Below are 26289 nucleotides of genomic sequence, written 5' to 3' on the forward strand. Positions count from 1 at the left end.
TTATTCCATCCCCTTCCAGTCGTTTTGTATTTCTTCCAATACAGGCCACTTAGACTGATCGGTTTCGACAATCGTTTGAATTAATTGTGTAGTTTGTTCATTGAGAAATATTTCTGGCTCATACACGACTTCTTTTATATTTTTATAAAATTCGTTTGGCAGTGATAAATCAATCATAAGAATCTCATATAATTGAGGAGAAATTGGATTTGTTTTATGGTAGGCCTTAATCATCTCCCTGATCCACTTTGTATCCCACCTATATAAATCTGCCATAGTTCCAGTAATTAGCTTTCTTAAATCACGAATCGGTAGATCAAAAGCTACACCATCAAGGTCTATAATCCACATCCCATTAGAACCCATTTGACCGTTAGACCAGCCATAATCCTGGTGAACTAAGCCCCAATACGCATTGCCATGTTTGATTAATTCAAAATAGCTAGATTGATCCAGTCGTTCTAGACTTTTTCGAGCTTGTGCTTCAAATTCATCTACCACATTTAATAAGTAAGAACTTGCAGGCAGATCGTTATAAGCTTTGGCAATGTTTCGAAACCAATCCATTTTTAGAATGATTTTTTCATAATTTCTTCGCCATTTGTGCAATCTTGAAGCTGTTTCCGCTTGGTGAGGGGGGACATAGCCCTTACTTAATCGATGAAATTCGCCGAGGGCGGAACAAAGCAGTTTGGCTCCCTCTAAATCTTTTGTTACAGGTGTTAATGATTCAATCCACTCTGCGACAAACCATAGCTTTCCACCAGCCTCAACATAATTTGTTCCATCCTTTGTCTTTACAATAGGTGGTACTCTTGCCTGCCGAACATCAACTAAATATTCCTGAGCTCCCAAGCTAAATAAACTCCTAGTTGGTCTTCGGTGTAACAGCTTTAAGCTTTTCGGCCCAGTGCTTGTTTCAAGCTTCCAAATAGCGCCCCCTTTATCAGGTTTCGTTGTAACTACCTGAATGCTCTTTACTGAAAAATCATAATGCTTTAGTACTTGATCTGCTAGCTTGTTGATATAGTCAGGTATAAAAAACTCATGAGTGGACTCATCCACTTCCCATGGTTCGATTAAAATATTCTCCACACTATCCCTCCTAAAAAATAAAAAAGAATCTTCCTCTTGAATAAACTGGCCGAGGATTTAAATTATCGAAAGGCTATTTATCTTTTAATCTAGACATTTCGGTTACCACATCGTTTACTTAGTATCAATATCTTGTAAAGTGTATCACCTATGAATTTGAAATCTTTTTTAGCATCCATGGGTCTTACATTCTGCCGAATTAGGTGTTTATTTCTTATAAACAATTGGCGTTAATCGGCATTAGTCTTTCTCCATCCTTTTACTAAACTATGTTTAATAAAAAGATTTGTATAGGACAACTCAACCAGATTAATAAGGAAATGTAAATTTTTTTAGGTGGATTTTGGATAGTTTGGTTAGTTGAGTGGGAGATTTGGGGATTCTTAGGAGGAATGCTGTTGAAAGGGATATTGGAAATGGTGAACAAGTTTTCGTTTTTAAATTTTCTTAGCATTGTACATGTCTTTCTGTTGATTGGTCATTAATTGTTGTTTACCTAGCTGACCAGCTTGTATTAGAACATGTTTTCCTAACATATTACATAATTAGAAAAAATGTTGTTTTTGTGTATATTTTTTGGTCAAATTAACAAAAATATTCCATATCAGGGGGTCATGCAAAAATGAATTCCATTCAATTTGACTACAGTGTACCGCGGTATGTTTTGAGTAAAATGATGGGTAAATTTTCAAAATCCTTTTATTGGGATTCCAGATTCTCATGCATTCGATTACGCCGTGTAGAAGTCCCGAAACTTCCAAACGATGAATGGGTAAAAGTAAAGGTAAAGTATGGAGGAATCTGTGGAAGTGACTTAAATTTGATCCTTTTAAATGATAGTCCAGCAACTTCCCCGTTTGCGTCTTTTCCATTTACGATTGGACATGAAGTGGTAGGAACGATTGAAGAAGTTGGTTCAAAGGTAGAGAACATTCATGTGGGAGACCGGGTAGTTATTGACCCGATATTATCATGTATAACAAGAGGAATAGCAGATCCTTGTCCAAATTGCCGACAGGGGGATTACAGTCTTTGTCATTTTATGACTGAAGGGGAAATTTCACCAGGAATGTTAATAGGGACTTGCCGTGACACCGGTGGAAGCTGGGGACCTTATCTTGTGGCACATAAAAGTCAAGTATTGAAGCTTCCTGATCATGTAAATGATTTAAACGGTGTGTTGGTAGAACCTTTTAGCTGTGCCTTGCATGCGGTTTTGCGAAATCGTCCGAAAAAGGATGATACGGTATTGGTCATTGGAGCCGGTGCCATTGGAATTTGCGTTGTCGCTGCTATTCGAGCGCTGGAAATACCTTGCCGTTTAGTCGTTTTAGCCAAACACGCCTTTCAAGCACAGCTTGCTTCCCACTATGGTGCAGATGAAATTATTTATCTGACAAAAAATAAAGACTATATTTACCAAACAGCCAAATCTCTTCATGCAAGCGTGTTAGAGCCACTCTTTGGTGATCCGGTTATACAAGGTGGAGCCGATCTTATTTTTGAATGTGTCGGCAATAAACAAAGCATAAACGATTCACTCCGTTTTGCTAGACATGGAGGAAAAGTTGTTCTATTGGGATTAGCAGGGATCATTGACGGTGTGGATTGGACGACGGTTTGGCTGAATGAGTTAGATATTAAAGGAAGCTTTGCTTACAGTACAGATGAATATCAAGGAAAGAAAATGCGTACATTACAAATTGCTATCGAATTAATGCGTAATGAAAAGGTGGATTTATCCCCATTGGTCACACATCGTTTTCCTTTGGAAAATTATCGTGAAGCCTTACAAACGGTTGTTAACAAAGGAAAAGGTTCCATCATGAAAGTGGTATTCGAACCTTAAATCCTTTTTCACTACGAAAACACAAGTTAGGAGGGAAATATGATGAAAACTTTTACCATGAATGGAAACATACAAACTCCTTTTTTAAATTGGCTTGCTGAAGGAATAAAAGAGGAGTTTTTATCAAGAGGTTATACGTTTTATAACGTTCCTGAAGAAAATGTTAAACTTGTGTTTCATTATATTGATTCTGAAAAACCGCGGCCTTACCGGAGACAGGCTCAGGCAACGTTTGTCGTTTCTGTTATGGAAACATCGGAAAAAACAGAAAATATTCACAAATCAGCCTATCCATATTTAGTCAGGTCTTTAGCCAATCATTTGATGTATATCCTACATAATGATGATGAAACAACAGATATATATTTTCTTACTCCTGAACAAGGGTTTTACAAATTGACGTATCGAAAAGGAGAAGAAGGAAAATTTTTTGAACGTATTTATGAAAGATTAGAACCGCTGGCCGCTTCACAGTTAGTGATTGACAATGATTTTTATGACGATCTTCCTGAAGAGATGTGGAACGGCGATGAGATTACAAAATCATTAAGCGAATCCGGGAAAAAGCTTGATCGAATGAATTTACTCCCAGCTCCATTTCCATTAGAGGAATATCTTACACCTCGTGATATGCGTCATCTAAATAAACTTTACGGAATAGGAGGACTTAGCTATGGAAACCTCAGTGCCAGACGGGACGGTGAAAGCTTTTGGATGAGTGCAAGCGGAATTAACAAAGCAGATATGAAAACAGTTGGGGAAGATTTTCTTTTAATCAGGGGGTATGATCCTGATAAAAATGCCATAAAAGTAAGCGTTCCCCCGAATATTACACCAAAAAGGGCTTCTGTCGACGCGATTGAGCACTGGATGATTTATAAAGAACACCCAGAGGTAGGGGCCATTGTCCATGTTCATGCTTGGATGGACGGAATAAAGGCGACAGAGATAAATTATCCTTGTGGAACGATTGAACTTGCCAAAACAGTTGCTGAACTTGTCCGAGATTCGGAGGAGCCTGCTAGAGCGATTATTGGTTTGAAAAACCATGGCTTAACCATTACAGGTACGGATTTAAATGACATCTTTGAACGGATCGACGGTAAAATTATTCCTCAAGTACCAATGTTTTAACGTAATTAAGAAAATGTAAACACATTTTGCTGAAGTATCTCTGAAATAAATTTGTGAATCGATCCATCCTATTATTACATGAAAAGAGCTCAGATTTGGTTTCAATCTGAGCTCCACCAAACCAAAAAGCTGAAAGTGCAAGCCAAATGGCCGAAAGTGCAAGCCAAATGGCCGAAAGTGCAAGCCGAAAGGCCAAAGTGCAAGCCAAAAGGCCAAAGTGCAAGCCAAATGGCCGAAAGTGCAAGCCAAATGGCCGAAAGTGCAAGCCAAAAAGCCAAAAGTGCAAGCCAAAAGGCCAAAGTGCAAGCCGAAAGGCCAAAGTGCAAGCCAAATGGCCGAAAGTGCAAGCCAAATAACCGAAACTGCAAGCCAATCAGCAATTCTTTTCCTTATTATAAAGAAATTAGCACTACTTTTACTGATACTGTTTTTAAAAAGAAGGCTATGTATATGTCATTGTTGATTTTTAGCAAGTTAATTCACATGAAGCGAAAGGCGGCGACTCCAGCGGGAACAAGAAGCCGCAAGACCCTTACTTGAGCGTAGCGAGGGAAGCGGCTTGCGGCTTGCCCGCGGAAAGCGTCCGCCACAAGCGAAATGTATCGTTTAACAGAGCCAAAAAGAAAAAAGTATCGTTCGATAAAATGTGCATAGTAAATCTACTTTTAAGCAAACTAACATTATCAATTCGTTAATGAACAATCTCATGAAAGGAGTTTGTAAAACGGTCATGCTCCAATTTATTAAGGCTATCGTTGAAGAAATCAATAAAATGATCGTTGCGTTAGTCGAATTTGATTATGAAAAGGCATACGAAGAAATGAACAAAAAGAAATAATAGGCGGTTTCTATTAACAATGAAATCCCCATGTACCCATTAATGGACTTGGGGAATTTTTTAGACCCTTTTTAAATGTTTTTTCATCTTGAACAGGGGAGAGGTTATTTTATTTTTTTGAACGGGAACTAAACACTTTGAGATGTTTAGGGAGAACGTTAAAACTTGTACTATTTACTTTCGCTAGTTCTCCATCAAGATTTAAAGCGAGTGATTCAGGTATGATAAAGTCAGCTGATTTTATTTTCGTATGTTGAATAATGGAAGGGTCATTCGTCAGGTTAAGCATTTTCGATAGTAATACACAAAACAGTCGGATTCGGGCTGTTTTTTTATACGTAATCAGATGAAAAGCTTCGTCATCACTTGTCTTTTCTTCAATAAGACGATTGATTGGACCAACAGAGTTTCCTTTCATCACTATAAATAAGGATAGGTCAGAAAGAACTTGGGAGGAAACCTTTATTGAAATCGTATCTAATGGTTTTTTCATCAAAAACTGTTTAAAAAAATAAAGACAATACGCTAATTCTCCAATTTTAGATTTAAGGTACGGAGGGGTTTCATAAGTAATATCTGTGAGCCAACCTGCAGCTGCAATATTGGTAAAGTATCGATTTCCAAACTTCCCAATGTCGACAGGTCTTAAGAACCCGGATTCAATAATGGAAACAACGTCAAAAATATTTAAAGGTATTCCAATAAATTTGGCAAATTCATTACTTGTGCCAAAGGGGAACACTCCAATATTTGGTCTATACTCTTGTTCTGCTACAAATTGAATGGTTCGGTTAATGGTTCCATCCCCACCTGCAATAAAAATGGCGTCCCATTTTTGCTGGCATGCTTTTTTAATTAGATAATTAAAGTGGGTTAACTCGTTTGGTTGATAAATCGTTAAGTGATAACCTAAATCTGAAAGTTTATTTATTAACATTGGAAATTCTTTGTGTTTTTTCTGTTTTCCAGAAAATGGATTATAAACCATTAACGCCTGTTTATCATACATGATGAAAAACCTCACATTTAGTCCAACAAGCTCTTTATAGTTTTGTGACAGGTTTTGGTAAAAAAAGATTTCCATTTACATGTCCCAATATTTTTATCTTTGTCAATTATGAAATAGTATGGTTTTGCTAAGATGAAATTATGATGGTAATGAAATCCTTCTCTACCTTTTTCAATTAGCACTTGTTGTCCGATGATGTCGTTATTCGTAAACTTTCATACAATTTTTGTTTATTTTTTAACACGACAAATAAAGGCAGTATAAAGTCGATCTATACTGCCCTTTTCAGAATCTATTTCTCATTTTTCATTAATAAATAGATAAAATATGGTGCCCCAATGAATGCGACCATAATCCCCGCAGGAATCCCATCAGGGTCCGCTAAATTACGTCCAATTGTATCAGCCACTAACAATAGCCATCCGCCAAGAAGAATGGCAATTGGCATAAATAATTGATTTCGAGGTCCAACAAGTGCTTTGGCTATATGTGGAGCCATTAGACCGATAAAAGCAACTCCTCCGGTGACAGAAACGGCAGAAGCAGCAAGTGCTACAGCGGTAATAAGCAATACGATTCGTTCCTTTTTAATGTTTAATCCAACACCGATGGCGACAGGATCGCTTAAGCTAAGGAGATTTAATCGATTGGCCTTATATAATGTAAAAGGGATTAAGACTATCAACCATGGAAGAATCGCCAAAATAAAGGGCCAATCAGTCCCCCAAATACTTCCGGCTAGCCACTTTGCGATAAAATCAACTTTCGTCCGTTCAGCCGAAGAGATAAGAACAACCATCAAGCCAGATTGTGCCATCGAACATCCTACTCCAATTAGCACTAATTGAATAGGGGAAAGTCCCTGACTTTTGTTATACGATAGTACATAAATGAGACATGCCGTTAATAGGGCACCTAAAAAAGCGACTAGTGGGAGTATATAAATAAATGTCCCGGAACTGATCGGAAAAAATAAAAAGAAAATGGTAATAGCGACACCAGCACCAGAGTTAATGCCTAAAATGCCTGGGTCAGCTAAATCATTTCGGGTGATTCCTTGAAAAATCGCTCCAGATAATGCGAGAGCCATTCCTGCAAGTAATGTAATGATGATTCGTGGCAGGCGGACAGAGAATAATACAAATTCTTCTTTAAAAGTACCTTGACCTAATAAAGTCGGAAGAATTCGATCAAAAGACACGGAGGAGTAGCCTAAGCCCATCCCAATCACAATGGTCAACATGATGAGTGCTAATAATGCACAGAGAATCATACGCTGCTTTTTTAAAAGAAGTGGTGATATCATGAGAGTACTTTACCTCCTTTATGTACAATAAAAAGGAAGAAAGGTAATCCCATCATAGCAACAATGGCAGCTACAGGTGTTTCGTATGGAGCATTGATCGTCCGTCCGAGAGTATCAGCAAATAACATAAAAATAGCTCCTATCATCGCTGACATAGGTAAAATCAAACGGTAATCGGTTCCTACCATTGCCCGAACGATATGGGGAACCATTAAACCGATAAAGGCCATATTGCCAACCAGAGCAACAGAAGCTCCAGCTAATAGGATAATGACAAAAAACAGGACCATTTTTATTTGCGTTGTTTTTTGGCCTAATACAACGGCCACTTCTTCACTTAAGCTCAAAATAGTCAGTTGTCTTGAAAGAAGGAGGGCAATAAAAATACCGAATAGAATAAAAGGGACGATGACTTGCAGTTGACTCCATGATGTACCAATGAAACCTCCCGCCGTCCACATCGATACATCTTTGGAAATTTTATAGTAAATGCCAATTCCTTCGGCGACCGCAAATAAAAATGCCGAAACAGCAGCCCCTGCAAGCACAATACGAAATGGAGAAAACCCACCTTTTTTTATGGCACCAATACCAAATACAAAAATAGAACCAACAGCCGCTCCGATAAAACAAGCAATCATAATACTGAAATAATTAGCAGAAGGAATGAAGGCAAGGGTAATGGCTAAGGCGGCATTGGCACCTGCAGTTAGTCCTAACAATCCTGGATCAGCAAGCGGATTTCTTGTGATCCCTTGCATAATGGCACCTGAAGTTGCTAGTGCTGCCCCAACAAAAATGGCGGCAATTTCGCGTGGTAAACGAAGTTCACGAATAATTAATAGTCGATCACTTTTTACATTAGAGGTTAAGGCGAACCACACGTCTTTTATCGTCGTGTCTGCTGCTCCAAGTACCATGGAAATTATAAACATCCCTACGCATGCCAAAGTGGCAGCAATGAACTTATATACAAATGGGATAGTATGGCCCTTGTCTGACGACATGTTGATCCCTCTTTTCATATGGATATATACAAAATAAATCACGAGGAATCCTAACTAATGTAGAATTCCTCGTCAGTCTAGTGATTAGTTACCTAAAAAGTTTTGAATAAAGAATTCAAGCTGATAATCTAAAGTGATTGGGTCATTGAAGTAGAACTCTTTTGCATTTGCCTCAAATACTCGATTATTTTTTACTGCTGGTATGTTTTTGTACGTATCCGTTTCTTGGAATGAATGATCGGAATCTGGGTTTTTACTAAAGATGATATAGTCACCAGCAAATTCAGGAAGAACTTCTAGGGATAAGGCATAGTAACCAGGCTCTAAAGCCATTTCTTTTACTTTTTCAGGCATGTTTAATTTCATTTCTTGATATAAGATTTCGGTACCACGACCCCAGTTATCTCCGAAAACATAGAGTTGTTTATCGAAGTTTTCAATAACGGAAACCGTTGCATCTTCTCCAATCTTTGCCCGTATCTCTTCTCCCGCTTTTTGGGCCCGTTTTTTGAAATCCTCAATCCAAGCTCGAGCTTCTTCTTCTTTGTTTAATAGTTTTCCAATTTCTAAGAATTGTGTTAAATAATCTAATTTCCCGTACGTATATGTAACAGTAGGTGCTATTTGACTTAATTTATCCACATTTTTGATATTGGATAAACCAATGATTAAGTCTGGATTTAATTCAATAATTTTTTCGATATTTTCATCCGATACTTCTTCCACATCTTTTAACTTTTCTTGAAAACGTGGGTTCATTTTCGACCATGAATCGACACCAACAAGATTAACATCTAAAGCCATCACGTGCCCAGCAAAAGATGACAAAACCACTACTCGTTCCGGGTGAGCTGGTACTTCAATAGGTCCATTTTCAGATTGGTAGATAATCGTTTCTTTTTTCTCCTCTTTTGCTGAAGATTGACTTTCTTTTGTCGTTGACTCATTGCTACAAGCACTAATGACTAGCACCAATAAGAGTAGGAATGGCATCATAAGTTTCTTCATGTTTATTCTCTCCTTTTAATAGATTGTAGGTAATACATATTGGTTTATTTGTATACGGATCGCGACCGATGACCGCATTAATGTGGAATACTTGTTTTAATACCTCTTGGTTTATTACTTCTTCACAAGTTCCCGCTTTTACAATTTGGCCATCTTTCATGGCAATTAAAAAATCAGCAAAGCGAGCGGCATGGTTTAAATCATGTAGAACCATGATAATCGTTCGTCCTTGCTCTTTATTTAATTGTTGAAGAAGCTCCAACACTTCCAGTTGATGGGCCATATCTAAATAGGTGGTCGGTTCATCGAGAAATATATATTCTGTTTCTTGGGCAAGAGCCATAGCAATCCAAACGCGTTGACGCTGACCACCGGAAAGCGAATCGACAGGACGATATTTAAAGTCCACCGTTCCTGTGACATCCAGTGCCCAGTCGATCACTTCATAATCTTTTTTTGTTAAACGGCCAAATCCTTTTTGGTAAGGGAAACGGCCATAAGATACTAATTCTCCGACAGTTAAGCCACTTGGGCTTTCTGGTGTTTGGGGAAGAATCGCCATTTTTCGGGCGAGTATTTTCGTGTTTTCTGTCGATATTTGTTTACCATCTAAGACGACGGTACCTGATTGGTGGGGAATGATACGGGTAAGTGCTTTGAGTAATGTTGACTTCCCACACCCGTTAGAGCCAATAATGGTGGTGATTTTTTTATCGGGAATTTGTATACTCAAATTTTTTACGATTAACCGTTCATCATAACTAACACTCAGGTCATTTGTGTATAGGCGTACCATCTTATCACCTCCATCTAAGCAAGTATAACACGATAATGAGAATCAATTTCAAATAAACTATAATTCTACTTTCTCGCCTTGTCAATAGCTGTTTTAGTTGTAAATGTGAAGAAAAAGGAGTATATTAATTGATAATGATAATCAATTACAACCTTGAGGTGATTGGAAATGGAAAAGGAAGAATTATATGATGTGACGATTATCGGCGGGGGACCAGCTGGTCTTTACGCGACTTTTTATAGCGGACTTCGAGAAATGAAAACGAAGTTAATTGAATATCAACCATTACTTGGTGGTAAAATCCATGCCTATCCAGAAAAGATGATTTGGGATGTAGGAGGGCATGCACCAATTACAGGAGAAAAATTAATTGAACAGTTAGTCAAACAAGGTTTAACTTTTCATCCGACCGTCGTATTGAATGAAAAAATTGAGTCCATCAAACGAAAAGATGACGGGATATTTGTTTTACGAGCTGCCTCTGGACAACAACATGTTTCGAAAACAGTGATTGTGGCGATTGGTAGTGGGATACTTAAACCTAAAAAGCTAGAAATCGAAGGTGCTGAGAGATTTGAAGTATCTAATTTGCATTACACCGTCAAATCTTTAAAAAGGTTTAAAGACAAGGTTGTGATCATCTCGGGAGGAGGAAATTCAGCCATCGATTGGGCCAATGAATTAGAGCCAATCGCCAAAAAAGTATATGTTACCTATCGGAAAGAGGTCTTAAAAGGTCATGAATCACAAGTTTCCCAATTATTAAACAGCTCAGTTACTTGCTTCTTTCATACGTCAATTACCAAACTAATAGCAAGTAAGAATCGTGAAGTAATCGAACGTGTGGAATTGACCAATAGTGAAACTGGAGAAGTAATCTATTTACCGATTGATGAAGTGATTATTAATCATGGGTATGAACGTGATGCTACCCTACTTGAGAATAGTGAGTTAAATATTAAGTTAGCTGATAATTACTTTATTGCAGGCAATGCACATGGCGAATCTTCCGTTCCTGGCCTTTACGCAGTTGGAGACATTTTGAAATACGATGGGAAATTACATTTAATCGCAGGTGCTTTTCAGGATGCGGCTAATGCTGTAAACAAAGCGAAACAATATATTCAGCCTGATGCTGACAAGGTTGCTATGGTTTCTTCGCATAATGAGGTTTTTAAGACAAGAAATAAGGAGTTAGTAAGAGAGATGATGAAGTAACATAACTTTTCAATACTAGTAGATAATTATTATAATATTGTTTTAAGTACAGGAGAAAGGAGGAAAGATTACTACAATATAAATTTGACTATTACGATTTATTCATGTGCTTAATTATTTCCAATAGTTTATTTACATTTGTAACAAAGAAAGGAGGGTCTGAATGATTGATGCTTATTTTCAAGGAGTAACCACTCTTTTGAAAACAATTCAAACCTATGAAAAAGACGCCATCCAAAAAGCAGGTGAGAAGATTGCTGAATCAATTAGTAATCAAGGGATTGTGCATCTCTTTGGATGTGGTCATTCACATCTTGTAGCTGCAGATGCCTATTATCGAGCGGGAGGATTAGTACCCATACAACCTATTTTTATTGAAGAGTTAATGTTACATCAGGATGCAATCCAATCATCCCATATTGAAAAAAAGAATGGATATGCAGAAAAATTCATGAGAAAAGTAGATGTTCGCCCGGAAGACGTCGTGATTGTTATTTCTACTTCAGGCCGGAATCCTGTACCGATAGATGTAGCACAAATCGCACTTGAAAAAGGTGCTTACGTCATTGCTGTAACTTCTTTACAATACAGAAATCAATTTTCTTCAAAACATGAACATGGATTCTACTTAAGTGATGTAGCGAATATAGTAATTAATAACCATGTTCCGATTGGTGATACACTCCTTTCCCATCCAATGAGCGAGGTTCCATTTGGTCCTGTGTCCACGATTATTAGTATGACAATTGTCCATGGAATGATAGTAACAGCGATTGAACAGTTAATCAAAGACGGAACCATCCCTCCTGTTTTTTTAAGTGGCAATATTGAGCATACTACCGAATATAACGAACGCTTAATCAGTTCCTATCAATCCCGTATTAAGTTTTCAAAAAGGTAGTTGTCGATAAAAAAGGAGTAGACGTTTGGTTGTATAGTGGTCTAGACAACTAGAATTCATAATGTTATAATTTGTAAAAAAAATAGAATCTCTAGGAGTTTGAATAATGCGAACGATACTTATTAATGGAAGCGTTTACGCAGAACAACAAACGTATTCGCCTGGATATGTGGTAATAGATGGAATAACAATTCTTGAAGTTGGTCCAATGTCTACATGTCCAACATTTCCAAATGCGAATGTCATTGAGCTTTTACCAACAGATCGTGTTGTTCCTGGTTTTATAGATCTTCATATCCATGGTGTAGCAGGTGCAGATACAATGGATGGAACTACTGAAGCACTTCGTACAATGGCGACCATATTACCTCAAGAAGGAACGACTTCTTTTTTAGCAACGACAATGACGGCCCCGAAATCTTTAATTGAACACGCTGTTCGAAACGTAGCACTATACATGGAAACGAGCAATCAACCAGGGGAAGCGGAAATATTAGGAATTCATTTGGAAGGTCCGTTTATATCACCGAAACGGGCCGGAGCACAAAATCAGGAATATATCATCGATCCAGATATTTCATTGTTCCATAAATGGCAGCAAGACGCTAATGGCTTTATTCGTTTAGTGACGTTAGCACCCGAATTACCTGGAGGAATTGAACTTGTAAAGTACTTAAAAAAACATGGTGTCGTTGCCTCCATTGGCCATTCGGATGCGATTTATGATGAAGTGGTTCACGCCATTCAGGCTGGGATTTCGCATGGGACTCACCTTTTTAATGGCATGAGAGGTTTGCACCACCGTGAACCAGGGGTTGCTGGAGCCGTATTGATGCATGATGAAATCAAAACAGAAATTATTGTCGATGGTATTCACGTTAGTCCACCAATGGTACGGTTTGCCTATCGAAATAAAGGGAAAGAAGGATTGATGCTCATTACGGATGCGATGCGTGCAAAGTGCATGAAACCTGGTATATACGAATTAGGTGGACAAGAAGTAACTGTGAAAGAAAAACAAGCAACCTTAGCTGATGGTACGTTGGCAGGAAGTATTTTGAAAATGAAAGATGCAATTCAAAATATACAAACATATACACAATGTTCGTTACGTGACGTCATTCAGATGTCCTCATGGAATCCAGCTTCTCAATTAAATATTTTGAATCGGAAAGGAAGCTTGAAGAAAGGGAAGGATGCAGACATTGTTGTATTGGATTGTGAAGGAGAAGTCGCGATGACTTTCTGTCGGGGTAAATTAGCATACACAAGAAGGGAGGGTTTAGATGAAACTAATTAAAGTGAAAGATTATAAAGAAATGAGTGTAAAAGCTGCAGTACTTATCTTGAAACAGATTCATGAAAAACCAAATGCGGTATTAGGGTTGGCTACAGGTAGTACCATGCTTGGAACGTATAAGGAACTTGTTTCCGATTTCCGGAAACAGCGGACTTCTTATAAACAAGTAAAAACGTTCAATTTGGATGAATATGTCGGTCTACCACCTAGTAATCGTAATAGTTATCACTTTTACATGAAATATCATTTGTTTCGCCATCTAGATATATCAATAGCTGCTACATATATACCCAATGGAATGGCGGCAGACTTAGAACAAGAATGTTTCCAGTATGAACAGTGTATCCAAACAGTAGGGGGCATTGATCTTCAATTACTAGGTATAGGAATCAATGGGCATATCGGATTTAACGAACCAGGTACCCCCTTTCTATCAAGGACGCATGTCGTACAACTGGATGAATGTACTCGAAAAGCTAATGCTCGCTTTTTTTCAAGTATTGAGGATGTTCCTACGAAAGCAATTACGATGGGAATTACGACGATTATGGAAAGTCGTCGAATCATTCTATTAGTTTCTGGTGTAAAAAAGGCAACGATTCTGTCACAACTTTTAGAAAGTGACATAGATGAAATGCTTCCAGCATCAGTGCTAAAAAATCATCCTGATGTCACTATTTTGGCGGATGAAGCAGCTTGCTCAAAGTTATCTCAATCTTCAAGAAAGGTGTATGTTATATGATCAACAAAAATTCACCACTTCCAATCTACTATCAATTGGAGCAAATGATTAAGGAATGGATTGAAAAGAAAAAAATACAGCCAGGGGAGTCGATTCCGTCTGAAAGAGAGTTGGCAGAGCAATTTGATATAAGTCGCATGACTGTTCGACAGGCAATAAATAATTTGGTGAACGATGGTTATTTAGTTCGAAAACGCGGAAAAGGAACATTTGTTGCTGAACAAAAAATTGAACAGGTGTTAAAAGGATTAACAAGCTTTTCAGAAGATATGCGTGTAAGAGGGATGGAGCCAGGTACTAAACTATTAAGATTTAGTGTCATTAAGGCTTCTTCATCGCTGGCTCAACAATTAAACATACCTGAATTGGATGAAGTGTATGAAATTCAACGAATCCGTTTAGCTGATCACATCCCGATGGCGTTGGAGACGTGCTATCTTCCTTGTTCACGGGTTCCACAATTAACGAAAGAAGTGGTTAAAGGTTCGCTATACGAATGGATTGAACAAAAGGCTGGGTTAATAATCCATACAGGTGTTCAAGAATTAGAAGCTTCGGTTGCTAGAAAGGTAGAAGCGGATTTACTAGAGATTAAGGAAGGTGCACCAGTTTTGTTTATTCAACGTAAAAGTTTATTAGAAAACGGTAAACCTCTCGAAATTGTCAAATCGGTGTATCGGGGAGACCGTTATAAGTTCATTGTTGAGATGAATCGATTGTAAAAGCATGTTTACTTGCTTTTTACAATAAAAACAAAAAAAGGAGGAAAAATGATATGTTAAGTTTTTTACAGCGAATTGGGAAGGCGCTCATGCTTCCTATTGCCGTGCTACCTGCAGCTGCTTTGCTACTTCGTCTCGGGCAACCGGATTTATTGGATATTTCCTTTATAGCAGCAGCTGGAGGGGCCATTTTCGAAAACTTGGCTTTAATTTTTGCTATTGGTGTAGCGGTAGGACTTTCTAAAGATGGAAATGGTTCTGCTGCTTTAGCAGGGGCTATTGGGTACTTTGTTTTAACAAAAGGAACGGCTGCTATTAATGAAGACATTAATATGGCGGTCCTTGGTGGAATTATTTCAGGTATTATCGCAGGTTTATTGTACAATCGCTACAACGATATAAAATTACCAGAATGGTTAGGGTTTTTTGGTGGAAAGCGATTTGTACCAATTGTTACCTCATTCGTCATGCTTCTTTTAGCTGGACTTTTCGGGTTCATTTGGCCACTAATACAAGAAGGTATCAACACTATTGGTGAGTGGATTGTTGGCGCAGGAGCCGTAGGTGTTGGGGTATTTGGTTTTCTTAACCGTTTATTAATTCCAATTGGATTGCACCATGTGTTAAATAGTTTAGTATGGTTTGTTTTTGGTGAATACGATGGAGTTACCGGAGACTTGAACCGGTTTTTTGCCGGTGATCCGGAAGCAGGTATTTTTATGGCAGGATTCTTCCCAGTTATGATGTTTGGGCTACCTGCTGCTGCCTTTGCTATGATTGCCGCAGCGAAAAAAGAGCGGAGAAAAGCTGTTGCTGGAGCTCTCATTGGGGTGGCATTTACTTCGTTTTTAACTGGAATTACAGAACCGGTTGAGTTCTTGTTTATGTTTTTATCCCCGCTTCTCTACTTCGTTCATGCAATATTAACTGGGCTATCATTGTCAATTGCTACGTTGTTAGATATTCATCACGGTTTTGGTTTTTCAGCAGGAGCTATCGATTTCTTCTTAAACTTAAGCGCTGCACAAAAACCTTGGTTGTTATTTGTACAAGGGATTGCATACGGATTAGTGTATTTTATCCTTTTCTACTTCTTAATTATTAAACTCAATTTACAAACACCAGGACGAGAAGAAACAGTAGAAGGAATAAAAGAAACTGGAAAATCTCAATATAACGAACTAGCAATCTCCTATATGTCGGCATTAGGTGGGAAGGACAACATCGTTCAAATTGATCATTGTATTACTCGTTTACGTTTGAAGGTAAAGGATATGTCACAAGTTGATGAAAGCGCTCTCAAACATTTAGGAGCAAAAGGTGTGATCAAATTAAACAGTACCGATCTCCAAGTGGTAGTGGGAACAGACGTTGAGTTTATTGCTGATCGAATGAAAGCATTATAATACGACATAACCTTGTCCTGTAGATTAAAATTTTTAAAAGGTTAGAAGGGGATAAAGATGAAACGTCTACTCGATTGTACTGCTACAGACTTTTTTAAAATGGATGGGAAAGAGCTCAAGCATTCTATTTTAGCTTCGGAAGGTAGAGTCATTGTTTCGGAAGTTATTACTAGTGTATCTCCATTATATCCTTCTGTATCTAATCCGGAGCTAGCTGCTGCATTTGGAGCCGACCTCTTGTTATTAAATGGTTTTGATGTGTATTCCCCTAGTATACAAGGCTTAGGTGAAGAAGGTGACAGTGTTGTGGGAAGGCTTAAACACTTAATCGGTCGTCCCATAGGTGTGAACTTGGAGCCTGTCGATCCAACCGTTTCTTCGGTAGAAACTTTGACCACGCTTCCAGAAGGTAGAATAGCTACAGATCGTTCCTTAAATCAAGTAAAACGATTGGGTTTTGACTTTGTTTGTTTAACAGGAAACCCGAAGACTGGGGTATCGAATGAAGCAATTATTCAAGCCATTTCACAAGCAAGAAATATTCTTGGAGAAAATGGGTTAATTATTGCTGGAAAAATGCATGGAGCTGGAGTAGTTAATGAGACTGGAAGCGAAATTGTTTCTACCAAAATCATTGACAGTTTTATAGCAGCAGGGGCTGATGTTATTATTCTACCAGCTCCAGGAACAGTGCCGGGAATAACGGTGGAAAAGGTTCAACATTGGGTCAATTTTGCTCATCAGAAAAAGAGTTTAGTAATGCTTACCATTGGAACGAGTCAAGAAGGAGCAGATGAACAAACGATAAGACAAATCGCATTAATGGGAAAAATGACAGGAGCTGATATTTTTCATATTGGGGACGCAGGTTTTCACGGAATCGCTGTACCGGAAAATATTATGACTTATTCGATTGCCATTCGTGGAAAACGACATACCTTTATTCGTATGGCTTCCTCTCCCCTACGATGATTGGTCATTGTAAGATCTGACACATGGTAGTATAGCTTTTTATTCGTTAATTAAGCATAATTAAACATGTTTATTAATCATAAATCATAAATAATTATCAGAAAAATAAAAAAAGATTGACATTCCATGTTCCAGTATTATACAATGCTCAACAAGAACATTTTCATATGAGTTTGGAACACAACTCTTATCAAGAGAGGCGGAGGGACTAGGCCCAATGAAGCCCGGCAACCTTCAAGTCAAAAAACGGCTTGAAAAGGTGCCAATTCCTACAGATCCTTGAGATCTGAAAGATAAGAGGAGGAGCGTGTGACACGTAACCCTCTTCTTAGGAAGGGGGTTTTTTTCATCCTATCCTCTTCTTATGATCCTCACTAGAGTCTTCAACATGTTCAACCTTGTTTCCCTTGTCATTGGTCAAAAATTGAAGGAGGAATGTGTATGAGCAATCACAATTATGAATTGGAAACTATTTTGCTTCACGGAGGGCAGGAGCCAGATCCTGTGACTGGAGCACGGGCGGTCCCGGTCTACCATACAACATCGTATGTGTTTCGGGATACGGAACATGCGCAAAACTTATTTGCCTTAAAAGAAGCGGGGAATATTTACACCCGCATTGGGAATCCAACGGTAGATGTATTTGAAAAGCGCATCGCTCAACTGGAAGGAGGAGCCGCAGCCGTTGCGTTATCATCCGGGATGGCGGCCATTACGTTAGCTATTTTAAACGTGGCGCATGCGGGAGATGAAATAGTCGCTGCCAGCAATTTATACGGCGGTACGTATAATTTATTTGCGGTGACCTTACCGAAGTATGGCATTAACGTTAAATTTGTTGACCCAACCGATCCCGATCATTTCCGGCAAGCAATTACGGAAAAAACGAAAGCAATTTTTGCCGAAACAATTGGAAATCCAAGCTTACATGTGCTTGATATTGAAACGGTCGCGAAAATAGCTCATGATCATCACCTTCCACTTATTATCGATAACACGTTTGCCACTCCATATGTCTGCCGCCCAATAGAATGGGGAGCCGATATCGTCATCCACTCCGCAACGAAATGGATTGGTGGCCATGGTCGAGCCATCGGTGGAGTGGTCGTTGATAGCGGAAAGTTTGATTGGAATCATGAAAAATTCCCGGGCTTTACCGAACCGGACCGGAGCTATCATGGGCTTCGCTATGCAGTAGACGTGAAGGATGCACCGTTTGCGGTCAAGTTACGCGTGCAACTGCTTCGTGACTTTGGTTCATGTTTAAGTCCTGAAAATGCGTTCATCTTTTTGCAAGGGCTTGAAACGTTGCACCTTCGTATACCAAAGCATAATGAAAACGCCCAAAAAATTGTGGAATTTTTACAAGATCACCCTTCGGTCGAATGGGTCACGTATCCAGGGCTTCCAAACCATCCGTCACATGCATTAGCGAAAAAATATTTAGCGAACGGATTTGGTTCCATCGTCGTTTTCGGTATTCAAGGCGGTAGAGAAGCCGGTCAAAAAGTGATTGACCACGTTCAACTTTGGTCCCATGTTGCCAATGTCGGTGATGCAAAATCGCTCATTATTCATCCTGCGTCTACAACCCATCAGCAATTAAGTGCCGAAGAATTAAAACAAACCGGTGTGACGGAAGAATTGATTCGTCTATCTGTTGGCTTAGAATCACCAAACGATTTAATTCATGATTTACAGCAAGCGATTGAAAAAGCAACGAAATTAACGGCCACCGAAGCATAAGCAGAATGCGAGGGAACTTATCTGTGAGTAAAACAACTCCACAAACATCTAGGGAAGTCGGAAAGGTGTCAATCGGTAATTTACGGTTAGAGTCCGGTTATGTTCTTCCTGACGTTGCCTTAGCGTATGAGCGATGCGGGAATAGGAGCGGCCCTTCCATTGTCGTTTGTCATGCGTTAACGGGGAACCAGTTTGCCGTCGGAACGGAAGATGAACCAGGGTGGTGGAGCGGACTGATTGGAAGCGGAAAAGCGGTCGATACTGATGTTTATCAAGTCATTACGTTTAATGTGCTTGGTGGCTGCCAAGGGTCGACCGGACCGACAAGTCTATCACCTGACGGGTCTGTGTATCGTATGAAATTTCCACGCATTACGGTTCGTGACATGGTTCATGCTCAAAAAATGGGGCTCGACCAATTAGGAATTCACCATGTTCAAGCGGTGATTGGCGGTTCGTTAGGCGGTATGCAAGTGTTTGAATGGGGAGTGATGTATCCGACTTTTATGGACCAACTCTTTATTTTAGCAGCGACTCCATATTTAAGTGACTACGGAATTGCGTTTAATCGGATTGGCATCGCCGCCATCGAAAACGATCCACATTGGAAAAACGGAAATTATCTCCATTCGTCCGAAGTGAAAGGGTTTCACATTGCAAGGATGGCAGGTCTAGTGACGTATCGAAGCGATGACCTTTTTAATGGACGATTTGAACGCCAAATGAACCAATCGACCGATTTTCCGTATTATGAAGTCGAATCGTATCTCCTATACCAAGGGGAGAAGCTTGCCAACCGGTTTGACGTAAATAGCTACCTCTATTTATTACATGCAATGAATAGCCATGATATTGGTCGAGGTCGTGGCGGGTGGAAAAAAGTCGCCTCAACCTATGAAGCAGAAGTAATTGGTGTTGCGTTTCAGCACGATCTCATTTACTCAGCTGATGTGTTAAAACGTTTTACGGAAATCGTTCCGAACGGTACATTTTATTATGTCGAAACACCATTCGGTCATGACGGCTTTTTAACCGAATTTAATCGATGGGATGACATCATCCGCACCCATCTGAAACCGAAAAAACAGGCCCAAGCACGTTAATGACGACACCATTTGCCCATCGTTTCATATCTCGTCCCTTTTTATCATATAAATGAAGTAACAAAGACATCGCACGCTTTGTGTGATGTCTTTTTCACTCAAATTGGACAAACGGATGGATTAATATAAGGAGGATGAGGATGAAACGACGTTGGTTTGCGATATGGATCGTTTGTGCACTTCTTTTTGGAGCGAGTAGTACATATGTTGTGATGAATGTGAAAGAAAATAAGCAACATGCAGAGCAAGTTCCATCTACAGAAAATTCAGCGGAGCTCCCACCGAACTTAAAAAAAGTTGGGCAAGCATTTGAACTTATTCGTGATCAATATGTAGAAGAAGTCGAAGAAAAGCAGTTAATTGAAGGGGCTATCCAAGGAATGCTTGCGACGTTAAATGACCCGTATTCGGTGTATATGGATGCCGATACAGCGAACCGGTTCACGGAATCGCTTGAGTCGTCGTTTGAAGGAATTGGCGCTGAGGTAGGGATGCAGGACGGAAAAATGATCATTGTTTCGCCATTTAAAAATTCACCGGCAGAAAAAGCAGGATTGAAGCCGAAAGACCAAATTTTAAAAGTGAACGGAGAAAGCGTCGAAGGGTTGGACTTGTACGAAGTGACGTTAAAAATTCGAGGTAAAAAGGGAACGAAAGTAACGTTAGAAATTGCGCGTGAAGGAGTAGCCGAGCCCGTCAAAATTGAAGTGGTTCGGGACGAAATTCCGATTGAAACGGTTAACGCTTCGATGAAAGAAGATGGAGGCATTCCGATTGGTTATATTGAAGTGACATCCTTCTCAGAACATACGGCAGCTGATTTTAAAAAACAATTAAAAGATCTGGAGTCACAACAGATGAAAGGACTCATTATCGATGTTCGGGGAAACCCTGGGGGGCTCTTGTCGAGTGTGGAGGACATGTTAAAAGAACTCATCACCGATCATAAACCGTTTGTTCAAATCGAACAACGAAACGGTGAAACGATCCAATATTATACCACGTTAAAGGAACGAAAGCCGTATCCTATAGTTGTCCTGATTGACCAAGGGAGCGCATCGGCTTCAGAAATTTTAGCAGGGGCGCTTCATGAAGCGGAAGGGTATCCGTTAATCGGTGAGCGAACGTTTGGAAAAGGAACGGTGCAGCAGGCGATACCGTTTAGTGACGGAAGCAATATTAAGTTAACGATGTTCAAATGGTTGACACCTGATGGAAATTGGATTCATAAAAAAGGCATCGAACCAACGATTGAAGTACGACAACCGACGTTCTTTTACACGCATCCGCTCAACATAGAAACAGCACTTGTAAAAGATATGAATAGTGAACAAGTAAAAATTGCACAAATCATGCTGTACGGTCTAGGGTATGGTCCTGGACGTTTAGACGGATTTTTCAGCGAACAAACTGAAAAAGCGGTCGTTGCGTTTCAGCGGCAGGAGAGGCTCCCATTAACCGGAAAAATCGATTCTGCCACAGCCCAAAAGCTCGAAGAAAAAGTAATGGAAGCCATCCAAGATGAGAAAAATGATTGGCAGCTTCAAGCCGCGTTAAAAGTGATTCGGAATCAGTTGGAAAAAGAATAAATGATATAAAACGAATTTATACGATAGTTAGTTCACTTAAAGAGCTAACTATCTTTTTTTAAAGGAGTCTATATACTTATTTTTCCATGCTTCATAATTATATTGAAACTTTATGGAAAACGCCCTATACTTTTCACGAAGATTGTAAAAGGAAGGTTGGAGAAATTTAACGTGACTGTACAGCAAGAAGTGAAAGGGCTTGTTCATCGAAAAGAAGAGTTATATTTTGTGCTTTGCTTGATTGTTAGTATCCTTGTTTATTTAACAGTCTTTATTTCTATTATTGGGATTTTTATCGTGATTGGACTTTTCGTCTTAGGTTTGTTTTTACATGGATTGATGATCGGACACATTCGTGGCAACGGGATACGGCTTAGCCAAACGCAATTTGCAGAAGTGTACAAAAGAGCAGAACAAATAAGTAAAGAAATGGGACTTGCGAAGTGTCCAGATATTTTTGTGTTAGAATCAGGCGGCATCTTAAATGCGTTTGCTACGCGCTTTTTCGGAAAAAATATGATTGTTCTCTATTCTGATATTGTTGATTTGATTAAAGAGGAGCGATATAATGAGCTTTCTTTTGTCATTGCTCATGAACTTGCTCATATTAAACGGAATCATATTATCAAGCAAATTTTTATTCTACCAGCCAAATGGGTCCCGTTTTTATCCGAGGCGTATTCACGTGCATGTGAATATACGTGCGATCGTTATGCTGCGTACTTTACGAAAAATTATCAAGCGTCCATTAATAGTTTAACGGTGCTAGCGATTGGAAAAACATTGTACGATCGTGTGAATCATCAAGAATATGTAAAACAACTCGAAGCCGAAAAAGGATTTTTTGTATGGTTAGCCGAAAAGCTATCCACTCATCCAACGTTGCCAAAACGAATTCATGCCGTTGCCGATTTCTTTCATAATGAAGAGGCCAAAGACGTAAGAGTAAAAAGCAATAATCATTACTTCTTATTCATCCTTGGTTTTTATTTTGTGATCTTTCTCTTATTTGTTGGTGCCGTTTTTTTCATTCAATCAGCTGCAACGAATTTACAAGAAATATTCGGGTATAGTGAGGATCTTGGTGTGACTGAATTAATGGATGCTGCTTCTGTTGGAGATGTAGAAAAGGTAGCTGAACTGATACAATCAGAAGAAGATTTGCTGGTGGCGGATAATGAAGGCTGGACAGCTCTTTTCTGGGGAGTGTCGAGCGGTGACGTAGAAACCGTTCAGTTGTTACTTTCAAAAGGAGCTGAACCCAATATTCAAGATGTGTACGGTTGGACACCGCTCATGTACGCGACCAATAATGAGGATGCTGATATGGTAAAACTTCTTTTAGAAGCAGGAGCCGATCCTGCTATACAAGATAATGAAGGCTTCTCGGCAATCGATTATGCCAGGGATTTAGGGAATAAAGAAATTGTACGTTTATTACAGAAATAAATATGAAGGAGATGACTCGATTTGTTTTAGGTCATCTCCTTTTTCTATGTTTTTCGGTTAATATGTATACACTTCTCTGCAGGCGGACACTTTCAGCGGGCAAGCTGCAAGCCGCTTCCCTCGCTACGCTCAAGTAAGGGTCTTGCGGCTTCTTGTTCCTGCTGGAGTCGCCGCCTTTCGCTTCATGTAAATAACTTGCTAAAAATCAACAATGACATATAACAAAGCCTTATCGTTTAACAGAGTCTTCGGAAAAAATTAAATTACGCAATTAATAATAGAAATCTTTTATCTACTCATAGGTTTTCCTACATAGATTTGGTAAAATAAAAGATACAAAATATGTACGGAATTTGAAATGAGGATGGTGCGTGATATGGGTGTATGGCTGGCGGAACTACTGAAAGGAATCGGGACGTTTTTTCTTCATCCCCTTTTCTATTATGCAACGATTCTTGTAATTCTCAACGGTTATCGCCGGGTACAACGGGAGCGAAAAGATTTTCATATTCGGGTATATTCATTACAAAAAGATTTACTGGAAACGATTGGACAAGCTATATTTATTAGTAGCTTGTTATCGATTGTGACCGTGGTGCTAGGATGGACGGTGACGATAGAGACGCTTGTTCTTATTGGTACGGTAACCATTGTCCTTTCGCTTTTCGGTAGCTATCGTTGGCTGTCAGCGGCTTTTACAAACGGGCTCTCCTTTTTTGCACTATGGTTTATGATTCAATACGATTGGTCGCTTCCGATTGTGGAACAAACAACGGGTATCGATGCTAAGCAATTGTTGGTTTCCTTAGCCTTTTTGCTCGGCTTACTTCTTGTAGCAGAAGGAATTTTAATCGGAAGAAAAGGAGCGCTTTATTCATCGCCAACACTCATTCGAAGTCGAAGAGGATTACAGGTAGGGGCCCACTATGTCAAAAAAGCTTGGGTACTCCCCATTCTTCTCTTGTTGCCATCGGGTGAATTAACTAGTCCTTTTGAATGGTGGCCAGTGATTCAAATCGGAGCAGAAACATACTCCTTCGTTCTCGTCCCGTTTTTTATCGGGTTTGAACATCGGCTGCATAGTACCTTACCGCAAATCGTCCTTTCTACTTTAGGAAAACGGATTATCGTGGTAGCTAGTCTTGTGTTCCTTTTGGCCATTGTTGCCATTTGGTATCCATTCATGGCGATTGTGGCGGTGGCCGTTGGAATGCTTGGGCGGGAAGTGTTAGCCTACCTAGTTCGTGTGAAAGAACAACAGTCTCCTTCGTTTTTTGTTCCGCAAACGAACGGGGTCAAAATACTTGGAGTTATTCCTAATACTCCAGCAAGTAAAATGGGGCTATCAATTGGAGAAGTCGTGCGCAAGGTCAACGGAATAGACGTTCATAATGAGCGGTCCTTTTACGAAGCCTTGCAAAAAAATCGGGCCTACTGCAAACTGGAAGTATACGATACAAATCAACAAGTCCGTTTTGTTCAAGGTGCCCTTTATGAAGGGGACCACCATGAGTTAGGATTACTATTTGTTCCTGAAGAAAAGAAATGGGAAGAAGATGTCGGATAAAGAGAAATGAGGAGGAACAATGACTAAGTTATTGTTAGCGCTCTTTTTACCAGGATTACTTGTCGTTCTTTTTACGCGAGTAACTTACAATTATATCGTAGGATTAGTGTTAACCGTCGCCTTAATTGCCGCTTCGGTATCGAAAGGATATACAGATAGCTGGTTATTAATCATTATCGATGCCGCTTCGCTCACGGTCGGCTTTTGGTATTCGCGCCAAATGGTTGCCAAATTTAAAGGTCAAGCCTAATGATAAGTTCTCCTAGTTTGGGGAACTTTTTTATTGGTTGACAATATACTATATAGGGTATATACTAAATACCGTGAAGGGTATAAAACAAAGGGGAATTGGAATTGAAAGTTGCGATTATTGCCGCAAATGGTGGTTATTTAATGGAAATAATGTGTTGAATATCGCCACAGCAGCAGCTGCAACGGATGGTGAAGTGAAAGTATTTTGTACATTCGAAGGATTAAATTTAATTCATAAAGAAGTGCACAAACAATTAGTTTCTTACTCTTTGCGAAAAATGCTGACATGACCCTAACTTTAAAAAAATAGGAGGGATATTGCATGAAAAATGTAACTGTTTACACAACAAATACATGTCCGTATTGTGTGATGTTAAAAAACTTTTTAACCGACCAAGGTATTCCTTTTACAGAAGTAAACGTACAACAAAATCCAGTAGAAGCAAGAAAACTTGTGGAAACAACAGGACAAATGGGGGTTCCACAAACAAACATTGACGGAAAATGGGTGCTTGGTTTCGATCCGCAAACGATTATGGCGATTTGGAACTCCTAGTGCTCCTGAGTAATGAAAGGGAACATATGGAGTATACAAAAGAAAATGGAAAGTCGACTGAATAAAAATTTTTATAATCAAAAATACCCACATAGGTAATTGAGGTGCCAATTGACATGGAGTGGATACCATACGTAGTTTGGGCTCTTGTAATTGTGTGGCTAAGTCGGCAGTTACTCCCTGTTCGTGGTATCAAGCACATTGATGCAACGGAGTTAAAACGAATTCGTTCGGACCGGAACAAACAATGGATCGATGTCCGTACGAAAGGGGAGTATGCAGCCTATCACCTGTCACCTTTTCAAAACATCCCCTTACACGAATTAAAGAAGAGAAGCTCTGAGCTAGATAAAGAAAAAGAAGTCGTCTTAATATGTCAATCAGGAATGCGCAGTCAAAAAGCAGCGCGAATATTAAAAAAACAAGGATTTCAACGAATTACAAACGTTAAAGGCGGACTAAATGCCTGTAAATAAGAAAGGAGGGACAAGCAATGATGAAAGCAGATTTCAAAATAGATGCAAAAGGATTAGCCTGTCCGATGCCGGTTGTTCGAGCGAAAAGGGCGATGGACGAATTACAAAGTGGTCAAGTGTTAGAAATACATGCAACTGACAAAGGGTCCTTGACGGACTTAACCGCGTGGGCGGAATCGTTAGGTCATAAAGTATTGGAGAAAAAAGAAGAAAACGGTGTGTTCCAATTTTGGATTAAAAAAGCGTAA

25 protein-coding genes, 1 pseudogene and 1 riboswitch are annotated in these 26289 nt (G+C 39.3%); of the genes and pseudogenes, 20 read left to right on the plus strand and 6 right to left on the minus strand.

Annotated features, from left to right (window positions below; all coding sequences use genetic code 11):
- The gene (locus H0Z31_01685) at positions 1 to 1095 is read right to left on the minus strand and encodes a CotS family spore coat protein (GenBank protein MBO8176146.1); all 1095 of its coding nucleotides are present in this window, start codon (positions 1093 to 1095) and stop codon (positions 1 to 3) included.
- Positions 1096 to 1717: 622 nt separating this feature from the next.
- Here H0Z31_01685 and H0Z31_01690 point away from each other — a divergent pair.
- The 3 genes from H0Z31_01690 to H0Z31_01700 all read left to right on the plus strand — a co-directional run bounded on the left by H0Z31_01690 (position 1718) and on the right by H0Z31_01700 (position 4618).
- Entirely contained in the window at positions 1718 to 2944 is a 1227-nt protein-coding gene (locus H0Z31_01690) for an alcohol dehydrogenase catalytic domain-containing protein (protein MBO8176147.1), read from the plus strand.
- 42 nt (positions 2945 to 2986) lie between these two features.
- Positions 2987 to 4078, plus strand: coding sequence for a class II aldolase/adducin family protein (locus H0Z31_01695; protein MBO8176148.1), 1092 nt, complete (start codon positions 2987 to 2989; stop codon positions 4076 to 4078).
- 135 nt (positions 4079 to 4213) lie between these two features.
- Complete coding sequence (locus tag H0Z31_01700; protein ID MBO8176149.1) at positions 4214 to 4618, plus strand: hypothetical protein; 405 nt, start codon at positions 4214 to 4216, stop codon at positions 4616 to 4618.
- A gap of 407 nt (positions 4619 to 5025) precedes the next feature.
- Here the strand turns inward: H0Z31_01700 and H0Z31_01705 are convergent, their stop codons facing one another.
- The 5 genes from H0Z31_01705 to H0Z31_01725 all read right to left on the minus strand — a co-directional run bounded on the left by H0Z31_01705 (position 5026) and on the right by H0Z31_01725 (position 10042).
- Positions 5026 to 5925: a YegS/Rv2252/BmrU family lipid kinase gene (locus tag H0Z31_01705; GenBank protein ID MBO8176150.1), complete on the minus strand. Its 900-nt coding sequence runs from the start codon at positions 5923 to 5925 to the stop codon at positions 5026 to 5028.
- A 292-nt stretch (positions 5926 to 6217) separates the two neighbouring features.
- Complete coding sequence (locus H0Z31_01710) at positions 6218 to 7231, minus strand: iron ABC transporter permease (protein ID MBO8176151.1); 1014 nt, start codon at positions 7229 to 7231, stop codon at positions 6218 to 6220.
- Positions 7228 to 8238, minus strand: a complete 1011-nt coding sequence (locus H0Z31_01715) for an iron ABC transporter permease (protein ID MBO8176152.1) — start codon at positions 8236 to 8238, stop codon at positions 7228 to 7230. The genes H0Z31_01710 and H0Z31_01715 overlap by 4 nt, the downstream gene beginning before the upstream one ends.
- Positions 8239 to 8322: 84 nt before the next feature.
- The gene (locus H0Z31_01720) at positions 8323 to 9246 is read right to left on the minus strand and encodes an iron-hydroxamate ABC transporter substrate-binding protein (protein MBO8176153.1); all 924 of its coding nucleotides are present in this window, start codon (positions 9244 to 9246) and stop codon (positions 8323 to 8325) included.
- Positions 9197 to 10042, minus strand: coding sequence for an ABC transporter ATP-binding protein (locus H0Z31_01725; protein MBO8176154.1), 846 nt, complete (start codon positions 10040 to 10042; stop codon positions 9197 to 9199). The genes H0Z31_01720 and H0Z31_01725 overlap by 50 nt, the downstream gene beginning before the upstream one ends.
- A gap of 168 nt (positions 10043 to 10210) precedes the next feature.
- Between H0Z31_01725 and H0Z31_01730 the strand changes: the two genes are divergently transcribed.
- The 17 genes and pseudogenes from H0Z31_01730 (at position 10211) to H0Z31_01810 (ending at position 26289) form a co-directional block, all read left to right on the plus strand.
- Positions 10211 to 11260, plus strand: a complete 1050-nt coding sequence (locus tag H0Z31_01730; GenBank protein MBO8176155.1) for an NAD(P)/FAD-dependent oxidoreductase — start codon at positions 10211 to 10213, stop codon at positions 11258 to 11260.
- Positions 11261 to 11423: 163 nt separating this feature from the next.
- Positions 11424 to 12161, plus strand: coding sequence for an SIS domain-containing protein (locus tag H0Z31_01735; protein MBO8176156.1), 738 nt, complete (start codon positions 11424 to 11426; stop codon positions 12159 to 12161).
- 103 nt (positions 12162 to 12264) lie between these two features.
- On the plus strand, positions 12265 to 13461 hold the full coding sequence (gene nagA / locus H0Z31_01740) for an N-acetylglucosamine-6-phosphate deacetylase (GenBank protein ID MBO8176157.1): 1197 nt from the start codon (positions 12265 to 12267) through the stop codon (positions 13459 to 13461).
- Positions 13448 to 14203 carry a glucosamine-6-phosphate deaminase gene (gene nagB, locus H0Z31_01745; GenBank protein MBO8176158.1) on the plus strand — a complete coding sequence of 252 codons (756 nt, stop codon included), beginning with the start codon at positions 13448 to 13450 and terminating at the stop codon, positions 14201 to 14203. The genes nagA and nagB overlap by 14 nt, the downstream gene beginning before the upstream one ends.
- Complete coding sequence (locus tag H0Z31_01750) at positions 14200 to 14925, plus strand: GntR family transcriptional regulator (GenBank protein MBO8176159.1); 726 nt, start codon at positions 14200 to 14202, stop codon at positions 14923 to 14925. Before nagB ends, H0Z31_01750 begins: the two co-directional genes overlap by 4 nt.
- A gap of 53 nt (positions 14926 to 14978) precedes the next feature.
- Positions 14979 to 16331, plus strand: a complete 1353-nt coding sequence (locus tag H0Z31_01755) for a PTS transporter subunit EIIC (GenBank protein ID MBO8176160.1) — start codon at positions 14979 to 14981, stop codon at positions 16329 to 16331.
- A 57-nt stretch (positions 16332 to 16388) separates the two neighbouring features.
- Positions 16389 to 17303 (plus strand): haloacid dehalogenase-like hydrolase, encoded by a 915-nt coding sequence (locus H0Z31_01760; GenBank protein MBO8176161.1) that lies wholly within the window; start codon positions 16389 to 16391, stop codon positions 17301 to 17303.
- A gap of 184 nt (positions 17304 to 17487) precedes the next feature.
- A riboswitch (SAM riboswitch) is annotated at positions 17488 to 17603 on the plus strand.
- Positions 17604 to 17744: 141 nt separating this feature from the next.
- On the plus strand, positions 17745 to 19049 hold the full coding sequence (locus H0Z31_01765; GenBank protein MBO8176162.1) for an O-acetylhomoserine aminocarboxypropyltransferase/cysteine synthase: 1305 nt from the start codon (positions 17745 to 17747) through the stop codon (positions 19047 to 19049).
- Positions 19050 to 19054: 5 nt separating this feature from the next.
- Positions 19055 to 20152, plus strand: a complete 1098-nt coding sequence (locus H0Z31_01770) for a homoserine O-acetyltransferase (GenBank protein ID MBO8176163.1) — start codon at positions 19055 to 19057, stop codon at positions 20150 to 20152.
- A 140-nt stretch (positions 20153 to 20292) separates the two neighbouring features.
- Positions 20293 to 21741 carry a S41 family peptidase gene (locus H0Z31_01775; GenBank protein MBO8176164.1) on the plus strand — a complete coding sequence of 483 codons (1449 nt, stop codon included), beginning with the start codon at positions 20293 to 20295 and terminating at the stop codon, positions 21739 to 21741.
- Positions 21742 to 21912: 171 nt separating this feature from the next.
- Positions 21913 to 23190, plus strand: coding sequence for a M48 family metalloprotease (locus H0Z31_01780; protein MBO8176165.1), 1278 nt, complete (start codon positions 21913 to 21915; stop codon positions 23188 to 23190).
- A 376-nt stretch (positions 23191 to 23566) separates the two neighbouring features.
- On the plus strand, positions 23567 to 24757 hold the full coding sequence (locus H0Z31_01785) for a PDZ domain-containing protein (GenBank protein ID MBO8176166.1): 1191 nt from the start codon (positions 23567 to 23569) through the stop codon (positions 24755 to 24757).
- 19 nt (positions 24758 to 24776) lie between these two features.
- Positions 24777 to 25007 carry a CsbA family protein gene (locus H0Z31_01790; protein ID MBO8176167.1) on the plus strand — a complete coding sequence of 77 codons (231 nt, stop codon included), beginning with the start codon at positions 24777 to 24779 and terminating at the stop codon, positions 25005 to 25007.
- A 104-nt stretch (positions 25008 to 25111) separates the two neighbouring features.
- Positions 25112 to 25299, plus strand: a pseudogene (locus H0Z31_01795) (DsrE/DsrF/DrsH-like family protein).
- Positions 25300 to 25331: 32 nt separating this feature from the next.
- Complete coding sequence (locus H0Z31_01800) at positions 25332 to 25565, plus strand: glutaredoxin family protein (GenBank protein ID MBO8176168.1); 234 nt, start codon at positions 25332 to 25334, stop codon at positions 25563 to 25565.
- A gap of 116 nt (positions 25566 to 25681) precedes the next feature.
- Positions 25682 to 26041 (plus strand): rhodanese-like domain-containing protein, encoded by a 360-nt coding sequence (locus H0Z31_01805; GenBank protein ID MBO8176169.1) that lies wholly within the window; start codon positions 25682 to 25684, stop codon positions 26039 to 26041.
- A 20-nt stretch (positions 26042 to 26061) separates the two neighbouring features.
- Complete coding sequence (locus tag H0Z31_01810) at positions 26062 to 26289, plus strand: sulfurtransferase TusA family protein (GenBank protein ID MBO8176170.1); 228 nt, start codon at positions 26062 to 26064, stop codon at positions 26287 to 26289.

This window comes from Bacillus sp. (in: firmicutes) (assembly GCA_017656295.1).
Taxonomy (GTDB): domain Bacteria; phylum Bacillota; class Bacilli; order Bacillales; family JACDOC01; genus JACDOC01.